Here is a 14524-nt window from a genome sequence, read left to right as displayed (position 1 = left end):
GCCGGCGTCACCCGTCCGGCTGCATGCGCGCGCTGGCCTGTGCGTTCATCGTCAGGCACGCCATGATCAGCCCTTCCATCACCCGGTCGCCCACGTACTCGGCCTCCGTGCCGTTCTGGCGCACGCGTTCGGCCGCCAGCAGCAGCTCCAGCGTCACACGCTGGCCGGCCAGTGCGCAGTCCGCATCGGCCAGCGCCATGCAACGGCCCGGCATCTGGTGACGCTCCGGCCAGGGTTGGCCATCGGCGGCCGCGCCTTTGCCGATGCGGTGAAGCGTGGCGATGAAGGCGTTCGGGTCGGTCGCAGCCGCGTGCTCTGAGGGCTCACCGCCAGTGGCGGACGAGCGATGCGGATGCAGGCGGGGGAAGTCCGGTGAGGTCATGGCAGTGCTCCGTGCAGGACAGACGGTAGCCGCCACGCAAAGGTGGCGGGCGGAGACGTGGCTCGAAAACCGGGAGATCACGAACAAGACCGGCAGGCGCAAGGCCTCCACGCTCCGCCCGCCATAGCCGGCAGACGGAATGCCAGCCGGCGCCACGCGGGGTGACGCCGGCTGGCAAGCGCAAACAACGTTCGTGATCTAACGGGTTTTCGAGGCCCGGCCACCCATTTTCCGGCGGCCCGCCATCTGTACCGCCGTCGCTGCGCAACGCCAATCAGAAGAGTTGCATTCAACGCTGGATCAAAGACGCTTTTGGCATTTTTGCATGCTGTTAAGCCGTCGCAGACGCAGGCGCCGCAACGTCCGTAGCGGCATGGGGAATATGCGACATGGGTCGAAGTTGACGACGTGGCGTACGGGTACCCCACCAGGCCGATGACGACAGTGCGGGGCGAAGAACGTAAATCGACTTCGGCGCACTCCGGTGTGTCAGTGCTCTTCGCGTCTCTCGTACCAGGCTTGAGTACGGTTCACGATCCGCACCACAGACAACATGACCGGCACCTCGATCAGTACACCCACCACCGTCGCCAGCGCAGCCCCCGAATGCACGCCGAACAGCCCCACCGCGGTGGCTACCGCCAGTTCGAAGAAATTGCTGGCACCAATCAACGCCGAAGGGCCGGCCACGCAATGCGCCACGCCCAGGCGACGATTGAGCAGGTAGGCCAGGCCGGAAGTGAAATAGACCTGGATCAGGATCGGCACCGCAATCAGTGCGATCACCAGCGGCTGCTTCACGATCTGCTGGCCCTGGAAGCCGAACAGCAGCACCAGTGTGAGCAGCAGCGCACACAGCGAGACGGGCCCAAGCTTGCGAAGCATCTGCTGCAACGCCGCCTCGCCACGATGCATCAGGATCCAGCGCCGCAGCAACGCAGCCAGCAGCACCGGCACCACGATGTAGAGGCCAACGGACAGCAGCAGGGTATCCCACGGCACGGTGATCGCCGACAGGCCCAGCAGCAGTGCAACCACCGGCGCGTAGGCCACCACCATGATCGCGTCGTTCAACGCCACCTGGCTCAGGGTGAAGTTGGCATCGCCACGGCACAGGTTGCTCCACACGAACACCATGGCGGTGCAGGGCGCGGCCGCCAGCAGGATCAGCCCGGCGATGTAGCTGTCGATCTGTGCTGCGGGCAACCAGTCGGCGAAGGCATGGCGCAGGAACAGCCAGCCCAGCAGCGCCATCGAGAATGGCTTGACCGCCCAGTTGATGAACAGCGTTACGCCGATGCCCTTCCAGTGCTGCTGCAACTGGCGCATCGCAGTGAAGTCGACCTTCAGCAGCATCGGGATGATCATCAGCCAGATCAGTACCGCAACCGGCAGGTTGACCTTGGCGATCTCTGCGGATGCCAGCGCGGCAAAAGCACCGGGTAGGAAGTGGCCCAGCAGCGTGCCGACCGCAATGCAAAGCCCGACCCAAAGCGTCAGGTGGCGTTCGAACAGATTCATGCGGGAAGTCACGGCATGCTGTCGGTCGGCTGCAACTGTCCAATCTGATCCAGCGCGTGCTGCAGCGCTTCGCGGTCGGACCACAATGAGTCAGGCAAGGCGAGCAATGCACGCAGTCGCGCCTTCACGATGGCATGAGCCAGCGCGAAGGCTGCGGTCTTGTCGGCATCGTTACCCGCTACGGCCGCCGGATCGGGCAGGCCCCAGTGGCTGCGGATGAAGTCACCGAACACCACCGGGCAGGCCTCCGCTGCGGCTGAATCGCACACGGTGATCACCAGGTCCATCGGCGGTGCATCCACGAACTCATCCCACGACTTGCTGCGCAGCCCTTCAATGGGCATTCCTTCGGCCTGCAGCTGGGCCAGCGCGAAGGGGTTGATCTGGCCAGTGGGCTGGCTGCCCGCACTGAATGCGCTGAAGCGATCGCCGCCCCAGGCGCGCAGGGTGGCTTCGGCAAGCACGCTGCGGGCGCTGTTGCCGGTGCAGAGGAACAGGACATTACGGGTCATGTGGCTTCCGTGGTCAGTGAGTGGCTTGGACATGCAAAGCGCGCTGCCCGGACAGAGACGGGTGAACTCGGCAGAGCTGCGGATCGCCTCCGCTATCTGCGCGCGATCGCATCCGGCATAGCCGTGCCGCGCGAACCACGAGCCTGCCGATGTTGTCAGCAGCACCAGTTCCCTGACCTGCATACGGTGGGCCATCTCTTCGGCCGCTGCCAGCAATGCGCGTCCAAGGCCGGTGCCGCGTCGGTCATCAGACACCACCAGGGAGCGGAGCAGCGCCGAGGCGCTGAAAACCTGCAATCCAACGGCGCCCACGGGGACGCCGTCGAGGTCTGCGACGAGAAACACGACCTCGCTGCTTTCCAGATCGGCCACGGGCAACTGCGCCCGCTGCAGAAGGTCTCGGATGCAGGACAGGTCGTCGCGTGTGCCGGCACGAATCACGGGGTCTGGCTTCATCTCAGCACCTGCAGGCCGGTTCGCTTGCCGCGCACTGCTGGTCCGGCGAACCCGCGCAGCAATTGTGCGTCAGGTACTGGATCAAGCCGTTCATCGCATCGAAGTTGGCGCGATAGCAGACATGGCGGCCCTGGCTTTCGCTCTCCACCAGCCCGGCCTGTACCAGCTCCTTCAGGTGGAAGCTGAGCGTGGCTGGGGGCACCTGCAGGGCCGTGGCGATGTCGCCCGCCATGCGCCCTGCCGGGCCAGCCTCCACCAGCAGGCGGAAAGAAGCCAGGCGGGTGGCATGACCGAGCGCGGTGAGGGCGGTGATTGCATTTAACGTTTCCATATTTCTAGAATAATCGAATGAATAAGCCAATCACAAGCCCTGACCTGCCCAATCTGGTGGAATCGTCATTGCCCCAGCCCAATCATCACAAGCTCGCCGCGGCAGATCTGGGGCCGCCACGCATCCTCCTGCTCTACGGCTCGCTGCGGCCGCAGTCCTTCAGCCGCAAGCTGGCGCTCGAAGCCGAGCGATTGCTGCGCCATCTGGGGTGCGAAACCCGCATGTTCGATCCACATGCGCTGCCCATGCTGGACAGCGTGGACACGAGCCACCCTGAAGTGCAGCGGTTGCGTGCGTGGTCGCAGTGGTCGGAAGGCCAGGTCTGGGTCAGCCCCGAGCGGCATGGCACGGTCACCGGCGTGTTCAAGAACCAGATCGACTGGTTGCCGCTGGAAGATGGCAGCGTGCGGCCCACGCAGGGCAGGACGCTGGCGGTGATGCAGGTGAGCGGCGGCTCGCAGTCGTTCAACACCGTCAACACGTTGCGCGTGCTCGGTCGCTGGATGCGCATGCTGACCATCCCAAACCAGTCATCGGTGGCCAAGGCCTGGCAGGAATTCGATGACGACGGCCGGATGAAACCCTCGCCGTACTACGACCGGGTGGTGGATGTGATGGAAGAGCTGGTGAAGTTCACGCTGCTGACGCGGGGCCGGTCGGACTACCTGGTAGACCGTTACAGCGAGAGGAAGGGCGACGCGCTCGCGGCCGCATTGGCGCAGGCTGCTGGCGCTACCGCCTCCTGAGTTCCGCTACGCAAACGCGCTCTATTTGCTCGCGCGCCGCGCGCCCTTCTCGTCTTCTTCCTTCGCATTCCCACGGCTCTGTGCGAACTCCGGGAAGGTTTTCGCGATCGAATCCTTGTCCGGCAGGATGTAGAACACACCGCCCTTCTCGAACGTGGAGTGCACGATCTGCTCGTAGAACGCAGGCGAAACGTTGATGCAACCGTGGGTGACACGGTTGTCGTCCGGCGAGGGCGATGCCAACCGCTCGGCGCGCTTTTCCTTCGGGCTGCCCGGCGGCAGCGGGTGCATCGAGACTGCGGAATCGTAGTCCACCCACAGCACGCGTCCGGCATCGTCGGACGGGCCGTAACCGCCAATGAAGCGGCCGGCAGGCGTGGTACGGTCGTGGCCGGGAATCGCGCTCAGTGCGAGCTTGGCGACGCCCGGTGCGGAGTGGTCGCCGATCGCCGACCCAAACAGCGCCGGTGCTGCGCCGCGCAGCTTGCCATCACCGCCGAAGACCAGAACCTGCGCCGCCGCCTTGTCCATGACCGCAAACGGATAGCCCTGGTTGTCCTTGCTGGCGACCACCCAGCCGGCCAGCTCGATCACTGTTTCGGACACGCTCTGGTCGGGCGGAAGTTCATCAACGGCGGCAATGCGTTGTTCAGGCGCTTCCTTGTCCTTGCCCTTGGCGCTGGCTGCGCCGCTGCACGCAACGGCCAGTGCCAACGCCAGTGCGGCATGGAAGACGCGGCGTGCAGGGGAGGAGGAGGTACGAATGGGACGGCTCCTTGCAATGCAATTCTGGGTGGAAGGATGCCAGTGGCCGGCGAAGGCCACTGGTTCCCGATACAGAGGTGGATCAATTCAAAGGGTGAGAGAGCTATCAGCCGCGCGGCTTGCGACCGGCCGGTGCCCTTTCAAGCTGCTGTACGCGGCCTTCGATCTGGTCCAGACGCTGGTTGGCCTGCTGCGCCGACTGGTTGGCGGACTCGGCACTCTGGGCAGCGCCCTGCACCTTTACGTCGAGCTGATCGAGGCGCGAGTTGATGGTTGCGAACTCGTCCTTGTAGGTGGCGCAAGCGCCGAGGCTTACGGTGGCCACGATGGCGACGGTGATGGCGCGTGCTGCGTTGATGTGCTGCTTGGTCAATTTCATTTCCAACTCCCTCCTTCGTCTGGGGAAGCTGGAATATAGCGGCGTTTGTTCCCGGCGCTAGCCCGTGCTTTCAGCTGGAATTGGAAGACGTGGAAGCGCTGTGAAGACGTTCGATCAACAAAACTTAACAAGCAGGATCACGCGGGCGGACGTGCATCGGCCGGCTTGCCTTGTGCCTGTTCAGAAGCACGTATTCATCAGCATGAAGCGGATTTCATCGAAGTGCCGTCGGCACCGCCTCGATGCCAGCGCACGCGGGCCGCCACCGGCTGGCTTCCAGCAGCGCCTGATAGAGCAGGGTGGGCTGCTCGAATTCCACGCGTGCACCTGGCTGTTGCACGTGCACGTACTCATGGGCAATCAGGTGCACGAAACGGTCGCCGACATCGGCCTGCATCCAGTCGGCGTCGCACAGCGCTTGCAGTCCAATGACCACGCCTGCTTCGGCGGTCACGCCACCACTGTTGCCGCGGCCCACCAGTACGGTGACCGGGGGAAAGCGCCGCAGACGACAACAAGGTGCCCAGCTGATCGACGGCAGCGGCGACGCGCATGCGGATCGATGGCAATGCTGTCGCGCAGGTTCTCGCTTTCGCAAACAATGCCGGCGTGTCCCGGATGGCCCTGGCCAGCCGCTCCATCGAGCCGATACGGCTGTCGGTGAAGCTGCGCAGAGCGTCTGTGCCAGCATCCAGATAGCCGCGCTGCAGATCGTCGGCACTCGGCTTTCCAGCGCTGGCATCCAGCACATGGAAGAAACGCGTGACATCGTCCGTCTGAATCACGATGCGCGCAGGAGGCTGGCTGCGCTCGGCCGCCTGCAGCATCATCGCAGGGATGATGAGCAGCAGCTCGCGCACCCTACGGCGGGCACGTCCCCGCAACAGCAGTGACGCGGCGGATGTGTGCGGCATGCGGAGTTCCCTGAACGTCGCCCATATTTATATACCAGTCAGTTCAATATTCAGGGTTGATTAGACCCCCTAACGGATAATTCACACCTGTCGATCGCCTCCTCTCTCTCCCCCTCCCGGGAGGCGGCCGACGAAACCAAAATAATTAAAGGTGTGTCCCGATGAACAAGAATTCGCTGCTCGCTCTGGGCCTTCTGGCTGCCCTGCCGTTCGCTGCATCGGCAACCGACGGCCTGTCGTACAACTACGTTGAAGGCGGCTACGTGAACACCGACGCCAAGGGCGGCGACGCCGATGGCTGGAAGGTGAAGGGTTCCGTTGCGGTGCACCCGAACTTCCATATCTTCGGCGACTACAGCGCGCAGGAGACCGACAAGTTCAAGAACGATGTCGACCAGTGGCGCATCGGCGCCGGCTACAACTACGGCATCGCACCGAACACCGACCTGGTGGCTCGCGTTGCGTACCAGAAGTACGACATGAAGCACGGCCTGGACTTCAACGGCTACTCCACCGAAGTGGGCGTGCGCACCGCGTTCAACCCGTACGTGGAAGGCTATGTGATGGCCGGCTACGAAGATTTCAGCAAGAAGCATGGCTACAACCCGGACGGCGAGTTCTACGGCCGTGTCGGCGCCACCGCCAAGTTCAACCAGAACTGGGGCCTGAGCGGCGAAGTGAAGCTGGCCAAGGCCGGCGACCGCGAGTGGTTCGTGGGCCCGCGCTTCACCTGGTAACAAACGCCTGTCGTTAGTGCGTGTTGTGCTGGCGTGTGACTCTCTCTCTCTCTCTCCCACACGCCAACCGAAGCCCGGCCTCGCGCCGGGCTTCACTTTTATGGGCCCTGTAGCGCGACAATGCGGCATGGGCGACTCTTCCCCCCTCGCAGGTACTGGCACGGCCTACCAGGAGCATCCGGCGCCTGCGCCGCTGCGCGGCCACTTTGGCCAGCTGTGGCAGAGCCAGCTTCCTGACGATGCCGATGGGCACATCACCGTACTGCCTGACGGTTGCGTGGATATCCTCTGGCGCGACGGTGCGTTGTTCGTGGTCGGCCCGGACCGCGTGGCCGCGCACCCGGCGCTGGCACCCGGTGCGCAGGTGCTGGGGGCACGCTTCCGTCCCGGCCAGGCACTGGCCGCGCTGGGCCTGCCCCTGGCCGGGATCATCGGCCAGGCCGTGCCCCTGGCTGACCTGAAGGGCGCGTGGGCGAACAAGGCGGCGGCCTCCATCGGCGACACCGCGCCTGCACAGCGCCTGCAGCGAATGGCGCACTGCCTGCAACAGCATATGGGTGCGGTCGCGCTCGACACCCCCGCCAAGCGCGCACATGCCCTGTTCCAGGCGCTCGCCGCCGGCCACGCCACGCTGGACACGCTCGCGGCGCACGTCGGCCTGAGCCCGCGCAGCCTGCGACGCTTCAGCCAGTCGCAGTTCGGCTACGGCGCCAAGACGCTGGAACGGATCCTGCGGCTGCAACGTTTTCTGCGCCACAGCCGCGCGCTGCCGCAGCACTCCCTGGCGATGCTGGCCGCCGAGGCCGGCTATGCCGACCAGGCCCATCTCAGCCGCGAGGCACGTGAGCTTGCCAGCATGACAGCACGCGAGCTGCGCCTGGAATGGGGCCAATGATGGCCGTTTCGTTCAAGACCGCGATGCCACGTTGATTGAAGCTGGGGCTCCCAACACGGAGCCACGCCATGAGCCACGCCGCATCCCGCGATGCCGAACGCCGCATCGACAACATCGAATTCAACGTCGCCGACATTGCCCGCAGCAAACGCTTCTACGGCGAGGTGTTCGGTTGGCACTTCACCGACTATGGCCCGGCCTACACCGAATTCGACGATGGCCGCCTGAAGGGCGGCTTCGTGGCCGACGTGCCGGTGCGTGCCCACGGCGGGCCGCTGGTGATCGTGTATTGCGCGGACCTGTCCGACGCGCAGCAGCGCGTAGTCGCTGCCGGTGGCGAGGTGGTGCGGGCGGTGTTCGCATTCCCCGGCGGCCGCCGCTTCCACTTCCGCGACCTGGATGGCTACGAGCTGGCGGTCTGGAGTGATGTGGATTGAGGTCTTCGTACCTTCGCTGGTGGACGGAACGAGAACCGCTCCGTCCCCGGTCAGGCGGTTCCGCTATGATCGCCCGCACATCGCCACACGCGACGCGCCCGCCTCAAGCCCGCAGGAATACCGTGAACACCCAGCCCGCCCAGATCACCGCCCTCAACCACACGCTCGACAATGAGCCGCAGCAGATCACCGCGCCACTGACCCATTCGGCGGCGTTCCTGGTGCTGAAGGTGAAGGATGATGAGGCGTCGATCGCCAGGGCGCGCGAGGTGCTGGCCAGCACCGACGACCTGATCAAGAACACCGCCATCCGCGAGATCGAACGCACCTTCACCTGCAACGTGGCCATCGGCCACCGTGTGTGGCAGCCGCTGGTGGGCACCACGCCGCCGCGCGAGCTGAAGCCGTTCCGCGAGATCAAGGGCGCCACCCACACCGCCGTGTCCACGCCGGGCGACCTGCTGTACCACATCCGGGCGCGCACGATGGACCTGATCGTGGCCTTCGAGCGCAACCTGCTGATGGCCTTCGGGGATGCGGTGGAAGCGGTCGATGACGTGGCTGGCTTCCGCTATTTCGATGGCCGCGACCTGCTCGATTTCGTCGACGGCACCGCCAACCCGGAAGGGCTGTCGCTGCCGGAAGCCACGATCGTGGGTGAGGAAGACCCGGAACATGCCGGCGGAAGCTACGTGGTGGTGCAGAAGTACCTGCACAATCTCGATGCCTGGCGCGCGCAGAAGACCGAGGCGCAGGAGGCGATCATCGGCCGCACCAAGCACGACAACATCGAGCTGGACGATGCACCGGCCGATGCGCAGAAATCGCACAAGACCCTGTGCACCATCGAGGACGCCGACGGCGAGCACGAGATCCTGCGCGACAACATGCCGTTCGCCAACCCGGGCCGCGGCGAATACGGCACCTACTTCATCGGCTACACGCGCCGCCTGTGGGTGATCGAGAAGATGCTCGAGCGCATGTTCATCGGAAATCCCGCACCGCTGCATGACCGCATCCTCGATTTCTCCACCGCCACCACCGGCGTGACCTTCTTCGCGCCCTCGCGCAAAGTGTTGGCCGATCTGGGCGACTGATCGCGGCTCTCGTCCTTGCGCATGCTACTGGCCGCTCTGTTCCAGTAGATCCACGCCACGCGTGGATGGTACGCACGTTGCCCGTAGCAGCCACGCATGGCGTGGCTCTACTGTGCCGCCATCTGCCTGTCATCTACCGCCCCGACCATCAGCCGTTGGATGAGAGCGCAGGGGCGGACGATGGCGATGGCAAGGAACACAACCGGTGCACGCCGCTGGTGGCGGCCGCTGGCCGCGGTGTTCGGTGCGCTGGTACTGGGGAGCGCGGCGGTGTCCGCGCAGGAAGCCCCTGCGCATTGGATGGCCTACGCCGCTGCGGTCGGTGGCCAGCTGCAGCAGCGCCTGCAGCAGGAGCAGGACCCGCAGGCGCAGCGCGTGCTGGAATGGCTGCAGGCACATCCGGACGCACCGACGCCGCTGCCGGTGAGCGTGTGGATCGCGGCGGATGGCCGCATCTCGAAGCTGGAATTCGACAGCCTGGGCGATGCCCAGGTCGACGCCGACCTGCGCGCGACGCTGCAGGGCGCGCCGTTGCAGGCAGCCCCGCCGGCCGACATGCGCCAGCCGCTGCGGCTGGGGCTGGTGCTGGAGCCGAAGTAGATCCACGCCATGCGTGGATGTGGTGGGTAGATGCCGACCTTGGTCGGCAGGCGCGCGCCAACCCGGGTTGGCGACTACCGGTAGCCCGCCACGCATGGCGTGGCTCTACTGCGTTGCCACCTGTGGCTCGCGCGCGGCGGCGCTCCATGCGCGCAGGCCGAACACGGCCAGGCCGAGGAAGAACACGTACAGCGCCGCGGTCACATGCAGCGACTTGAACAGGTACGCACCCACATAGACCACGTCCACCGCGATCCACACCCACCAGCAGGCCACGTGGCGGCGTGCCTGCCACCATTGCCCGACCAGGCTCAGGCCGGTCAGCAGCGCGTCCAACCACGGCAGGGCGGCATCAGTGAAGCTGTGCATGGCTGCACCCAGCGCCACGCCACCACACAGGCCGATGGCCAGGTCACGCAGCAGCGTGCCGCGTGCCAGCGGCACGATGCGGATGCTGCCCTCATCGGCGGCATGCTGCCGCCAGTTGAGCCAGCCGTAGACCAGGAAGCCACCGAAGGCGACCTGCAGCAGGGTGTCCGAGTACAGCTTGGCCTCGGCGAATACCAGCCCGTACAGCGTCACCGACAGCAGGCCCACCGGCCACGCCACCAGCCGGCGCCGGGCCATCAGCCAGACGCCAAGGATGCTGCACAGTGCGGCGGTCCACTCGAGCATCACGCCGCTCACAGCGCGAACGTCACCGACAGGCGGGCCTGTCGCGGTGCGCCGGGGAACAGGTAGTAGTCACCGCCGCTGCTGCCGGTATCGCGCCAGTAGAAGCGGTTGAACACGTTGTCCACCGACAGGTTCCAGGTCACCGCACGCTCGTGCAGGCGATGCTGGAAGCGCAGACCAGCGTCGAACACCGAGTAGTCCGGTGCGCGCACGCCGCCGTCGGCACGTGCGACGTTGGCACCGGCATAACGCCAGCCGCCAGTGACATCCAGGCCCTGCACGAACGGCAGCGCATAGGCCACATGCACGCTGGCCCGCACCTTCGGCACATTCACCAGCTGATGGCCTTCATAGGCCGGCGTGCCGGTGTCGCGCGCACGCGCCTGCAGCACGCTGGCACTGGCCACGATCTGCAATGCGTCGGTCAGCTGGCCGTTGGCGGTCAGCTCCAGGCCGGTGTGGGTCTGGGTGCCTTCCTCGACGAAGGTGTAGCCCACGTCGCTGTTGTCCGGCCTGGCGTACTGGTACGGCTGCGAAATGCGGAACACGGCCGCACCCAGGGTCAACGCCTCGACCGGCACGTACTTCACGCCCACTTCCAGCTGGCGCGACTGCACCGACGGCAGGAAGGTGTCGGCATTGCTGGTCCAGAACGGCGCTTCCTGGCCAAGCGAAATGCCGCGCACGTAACTGGCATAGGCGTTGAGCTGGTCGGTGGCCTTCCACACCAGCGCGGTCTGCGGCAGGAAGCGTGACAGGCGGCTGTGGCGCTGCGGGGTGCCGCGCTTGTCGTAGGCGCGCTCATCGAGGCGCACGAAGCGGCCACCGGCCAGCCACTGCCAGTCGTCACCGAAGCTCATCCGGTCCAGCGCGAAGAAGGCGGTCTGGCGGCTGTCCAGGCGACGTGCGGACGGGCCAGGCATCTTCGGCGACGGCGCGAATACCGGCACCGGTGCTTCGTGGATGTTGGTGGTGCCGACGTACTCGTTGACGCTCGGGCGCCTGTCCACGGTGCGGCGGAAGTAGTCGGCGCCGAGGGTCAGCTCATGGCCGACGCTGCCGGTCTCGAAACGGCCACGCAGCTCGGCACGGGCCTGCTGGTTGCGGCGGGTATCGTCCGGGCTGCGGTAGTCGTAGACGTCGTAGTCGCCGTTGGGCGCGAAGTAGTTGCCCGGCACGCTGCCATCGGCGCATTGCACGGCGTAGTAGCAACCGTAGGCGAAGGCGACGTTGTCATCGATCACCGACCGGCTGTGGCCGACCGACACGCGGGACTGCCAGGCGTCGTTGAAATCGTAGGTGTGCAGCGCGGTGATGTTGGTGCTGGCAATATCCACCGGACGCTGCCACGGCTGGTAGCCGAGCAGGTGCTCGCGGTCGACGCCGCGCGGCAGGTCGCGTGCGCCCAGCAGCTGGTAACCGGACACCGAACGCTGCGAACTGGTCTGGTAATTGGCGTCCACCTCCAGCTTGCCGCGTTCGCCGATCAGCCAGTCGGCCGCCAGCGAGTAGAAATTGCGGCGGCCATCGGCGTGCTCGACATAGGAATTGCTTGAATCCCACGCGGCATTCAGGCGCAGGCCGAAGCGCGGGGTGATCCAGTGGCCGACATCGACGGCGACGTAGCGCGAGCCTTCCGAATCGGTGCCGAGCGTGGCGGTGCGCACTTCGGCCGGGCGCTTGCCGATGTAGTTGATGATGCCACCCGGTGCCATCACGCCTGCGGCCAGGCCGGCTTCACCCTTGAGGATCTCCACCGACTGCACGTTCTCCAGCGCCAGGCGCTGTTCGCCGGCGATGGACAGGCCGTTGAAGCGGTAGCCGGTGGCGGCGTCCAGCGCGAAGCCACGGATGGCGATGTTCTGGTAGTAACCCACCGGCGCATACGCATCACCGAGCGAGGCATCGTTGCTGGCCAGCTCGGACAGCGAACGCACCTGGCGACGGTCGAGATAGTCGCGCTCGAGCACGTTCACCGAGGCCGGCGTGTCCTTCCAGCTGCCGCCACCGAAGGCGTTCACGCGCGAGGTATCGGCTTTCGGTTTGCCGGCCTGCACGCGCACCGCTGCCAGTTCGGTCGGCGAATGCTCGGCGCCGGTGGCAGCCGCATCGGGGGACGCCTCGGCCTCGCTGGCGTGCAGCGGCAGCGCGGCGCAGAGGGCGAGGGAGAGCAGGGTGGGGCGCAGGCAGCGGTTCATTCGATTCGTCTTCGGACAACAAGGGAGACGAAGCGACGGCGCGCAGGTGCACCTGCCCATGACGGGGGTGTGGCTGCGGCTCAAAGCTCCCTACGCCGGTGCAAACCGGATCAGGTTCCAAGGGACTCTCTCAGCCTGGCAGATCCAGGCACCCCCGCTTCAGGTGACCATTTCACTACAAATGGTACGGATTTGCGAGCCGGCGCCCTTCAGGCTGCCGCGTGCAGGGCCTGCAGCAATGCCTGTCCCGGCGCGCTGTGGAACCACGCCGGGTGCCCCAGCATGAAGGGCTGCCACGCCACGTCGGCATTCGCGGTCGAGCCGGTGACACCTTCGAAGTACTCCACTTCGGACAGTGCGAAGTCGAAATGGACCATCGGCAGCAGGTCGGCCAGCAGGTGCACGCGTGCCGCCGACAGCGGCAGTACCTGGCGGTAGCCGTCGAGCAGGGCCAGCGCGATATCGATGCGCACCGCCTCCATGCCGCGCTCCAGCTCCAGCCACGCCACCGCGTTGCGCTCGATCGCGGTGGCGAGGTCGAACAGTGCGCTGGTGGGCGAGGCCAGGCCGAAATCCAGCACGGTGCTGATCTGCCCATCGCGCCACAGCAGGTTGGAAACATGCCAGTCGTTGTGGGCCCACAGCCGCGGCTCGTCGCGCAGGCGCTTGGCCAGGCCGGCATGCCACGGCAGCACGTCACGCTGCAGCTGCGCTTCCCACGGAATGCGCGCGAGATAGCGGGCCAGCGCGGGGCGCTCGTGCAGCCCTGCCTTGATGGCCGCGACCGGATCGTCGGCGCGGATCAGATCGTCGCGCGCGACCAGCACATGGGTGCTGCGCTGGGGCGCGTGGTAGCTGGCGGCGGCACGGTGCAGCTGTGCGAGTGCGCGTCCGGCTTCACGGGCCTGCGCGATATCGGTCAGCAGCGACCACGACACCGCGTCGCGATACAGGTCCTCACCGACGCCAACCGCATGCAGCTCGAAGGTCCATTCGCCATGCTCGACGGCGCTGTGGCCATCGGCCGCTGGCAGCACCTGCACCACCGGCACGCCCGCTGCGGCGAGATGGGCGATGAAGTGGTGTTCTTCTTCCAGGCAGGCCGCGCTGCGCACGCTGTGGTGGTGGCGCTTGATGAACACCGCGCCGTCCCTGCCATTGACGATGGCGGCGGCCGACAGTGGCCGCGGGCTGTGCCAGCGCGGTTGGCTCTGCTCGTCCAGCTGAGGGTAGCGCTGGCGCAGCCACGCAATGTCCGCCGCGCTGATCGGTGGCCAGTCGGCAGCAACCTCGTCGTTGTTCAGGCCCTGCACGCGGTGGGAGGAAGAAGTCATGCCGCAGCCCCGGTGGGGAAAGTCGCATCCAAGGCTGCGCATTCAACGCCATGCACGTGGCCAACGCAAACGGGCGGGTCATCGACCCGCCCGTCCGTGCATCAGCTGCGGTGATGCCGCCGCGCTGCCTACCAGCCGCGATGGCGGCCGCGGTCGTGGTAGTAGCGGTTGTCGTAGTAGCGCTCGCGCTGCCAGCGACGGTTGTCACCGCGGTCGTAGTAGCCGCTGCGGTAATAGCCACGGTCGTAACGACGATCGTAGCGGTCGTCATAGCGGCGGTTGTCGTAGTAACGACGGTCGCGGCGGTCGGAGGTGGTCAGGTTGCCGATCGCGCCGCCGGCCACGGCGCCGCCCACGGTGGCGGCAGGATCACCGTTGGAGAGCAGGTTGCCGGCCACGCCACCGACCACGGCGCCGACCAGGGTGCGCTTGTCCTTCCTCGACATCGCGCTGGCATCGCTGACCACGGCCACACTGGCCACCAGTGCCAGAGCCATCGCCAGACCACGGAAGCTGAGTGTGGAAGTACTGAGCATGTTCGTTCT

At 66.1% G+C, this 14524-nt stretch carries 16 protein-coding genes, 2 pseudogenes and 1 riboswitch; of the genes and pseudogenes, 6 read left to right on the top strand and 12 right to left on the bottom strand.

Going from position 1 to position 14524, the window contains the following annotated elements; all coding sequences use genetic code 11:
* Positions 1-7: 7 nt before the first annotated feature.
* The 5 genes and pseudogenes from AC5P65_RS15385 to AC5P65_RS15365 form a co-directional block, all read right to left on the bottom strand.
* A complete protein-coding gene (locus AC5P65_RS15385; RefSeq protein ID WP_069138124.1) occupies positions 8-382 on the bottom strand; it encodes a hypothetical protein in 375 nt (124 codons plus the stop codon).
* A 489-nt stretch (positions 383-871) separates the two neighbouring features.
* Positions 872-1903: an ACR3 family arsenite efflux transporter gene (gene arsB, locus AC5P65_RS15380; RefSeq protein WP_021204023.1), complete on the bottom strand. Its 1032-nt coding sequence runs from the start codon at positions 1901-1903 to the stop codon at positions 872-874.
* An 8-nt stretch (positions 1904-1911) separates the two neighbouring features.
* On the bottom strand, positions 1912-2415 hold the full coding sequence (locus AC5P65_RS15375; RefSeq protein WP_227854229.1) for an arsenate reductase ArsC: 504 nt from the start codon (positions 2413-2415) through the stop codon (positions 1912-1914).
* A 36-nt stretch (positions 2416-2451) separates the two neighbouring features.
* A pseudogene (gene arsN2, locus AC5P65_RS15370) lies at positions 2452-2871 on the bottom strand (arsenic resistance N-acetyltransferase ArsN2); the annotation flags it as partial.
* A gap of 1 nt (position 2872) precedes the next feature.
* Positions 2873-3202 carry an ArsR/SmtB family transcription factor gene (locus tag AC5P65_RS15365; protein ID WP_021204021.1) on the bottom strand — a complete coding sequence of 110 codons (330 nt, stop codon included), beginning with the start codon at positions 3200-3202 and terminating at the stop codon, positions 2873-2875.
* Between the two features lie 17 nt (positions 3203-3219).
* Here AC5P65_RS15365 and arsH point away from each other — a divergent pair, with 17 nt between their 5' ends.
* Complete coding sequence (arsH, locus tag AC5P65_RS15360) at positions 3220-3948, top strand: arsenical resistance protein ArsH (protein WP_111104908.1); 729 nt, start codon at positions 3220-3222, stop codon at positions 3946-3948.
* 21 nt (positions 3949-3969) lie between these two features.
* On the opposite strand, the gene AC5P65_RS15355 is transcribed toward arsH, so the two are convergent.
* The 3 genes and pseudogenes from AC5P65_RS15355 to AC5P65_RS15345 form a co-directional block, all read right to left on the bottom strand.
* Positions 3970-4662 carry a L,D-transpeptidase gene (locus tag AC5P65_RS15355; protein ID WP_021204019.1) on the bottom strand — a complete coding sequence of 231 codons (693 nt, stop codon included), beginning with the start codon at positions 4660-4662 and terminating at the stop codon, positions 3970-3972.
* Positions 4663-4819: 157 nt separating this feature from the next.
* Positions 4820-5092, bottom strand: a complete 273-nt coding sequence (locus tag AC5P65_RS15350) for a hypothetical protein (RefSeq protein WP_005407606.1) — start codon at positions 5090-5092, stop codon at positions 4820-4822.
* Between the two features lie 274 nt (positions 5093-5366).
* Positions 5367-5922 (bottom strand): annotated as a pseudogene (locus AC5P65_RS15345) (DUF2268 domain-containing putative Zn-dependent protease); the annotation flags it as partial.
* Positions 5923-6167: 245 nt separating this feature from the next.
* On the opposite strand from AC5P65_RS15345, the gene AC5P65_RS15340 reads away from it, so the two are divergent.
* The 5 genes from AC5P65_RS15340 to AC5P65_RS15320 all read left to right on the top strand — a co-directional run bounded on the left by AC5P65_RS15340 (position 6168) and on the right by AC5P65_RS15320 (position 9772).
* Positions 6168-6743 carry an OmpO family porin gene (locus AC5P65_RS15340; RefSeq protein WP_021202106.1) on the top strand — a complete coding sequence of 192 codons (576 nt, stop codon included), beginning with the start codon at positions 6168-6170 and terminating at the stop codon, positions 6741-6743.
* 127 nt (positions 6744-6870) lie between these two features.
* A complete protein-coding gene (locus tag AC5P65_RS15335; protein ID WP_478434369.1) occupies positions 6871-7638 on the top strand; it encodes a helix-turn-helix transcriptional regulator in 768 nt (255 codons plus the stop codon).
* A 68-nt stretch (positions 7639-7706) separates the two neighbouring features.
* Positions 7707-8075 (top strand): VOC family protein, encoded by a 369-nt coding sequence (locus AC5P65_RS15330; protein WP_021202104.1) that lies wholly within the window; start codon positions 7707-7709, stop codon positions 8073-8075.
* A 122-nt stretch (positions 8076-8197) separates the two neighbouring features.
* Positions 8198-9172, top strand: coding sequence for a Dyp-type peroxidase (locus tag AC5P65_RS15325; protein WP_021202103.1), 975 nt, complete (start codon positions 8198-8200; stop codon positions 9170-9172).
* A 180-nt stretch (positions 9173-9352) separates the two neighbouring features.
* Positions 9353-9772 carry a hypothetical protein gene (locus AC5P65_RS15320; RefSeq protein WP_164144806.1) on the top strand — a complete coding sequence of 140 codons (420 nt, stop codon included), beginning with the start codon at positions 9353-9355 and terminating at the stop codon, positions 9770-9772.
* Between the two features lie 105 nt (positions 9773-9877).
* Here AC5P65_RS15320 and pnuC read toward each other — a convergent pair whose 3' ends face one another.
* From pnuC to AC5P65_RS15300, 4 genes are all read right to left on the bottom strand, one after another.
* A complete protein-coding gene (gene pnuC / locus AC5P65_RS15315; RefSeq protein WP_031269344.1) occupies positions 9878-10447 on the bottom strand; it encodes a nicotinamide riboside transporter PnuC in 570 nt (189 codons plus the stop codon).
* Between the two features lie 8 nt (positions 10448-10455).
* Positions 10456-12645, bottom strand: a complete 2190-nt coding sequence (locus tag AC5P65_RS15310; RefSeq protein ID WP_329859197.1) for a TonB-dependent receptor — start codon at positions 12643-12645, stop codon at positions 10456-10458.
* A gap of 70 nt (positions 12646-12715) precedes the next feature.
* Positions 12716-12811: riboswitch (TPP riboswitch) on the bottom strand.
* 43 nt (positions 12812-12854) lie between these two features.
* Entirely contained in the window at positions 12855-13979 is a 1125-nt protein-coding gene (locus AC5P65_RS15305; protein WP_495215692.1) for a phosphotransferase enzyme family protein, read from the bottom strand.
* Between the two features lie 128 nt (positions 13980-14107).
* On the bottom strand, positions 14108-14515 hold the full coding sequence (locus AC5P65_RS15300; RefSeq protein WP_329859195.1) for a glycine zipper 2TM domain-containing protein: 408 nt from the start codon (positions 14513-14515) through the stop codon (positions 14108-14110).
* Positions 14516-14524: the final 9 nt, after the last annotated feature.

This window comes from Stenotrophomonas sp. YJH_SMC_48-3, from assembly GCF_059369375.1.
The sequence above is the reverse complement of the archived record's forward strand: the minus strand, read 5'-3'. Positions and strand labels throughout refer to the sequence as shown.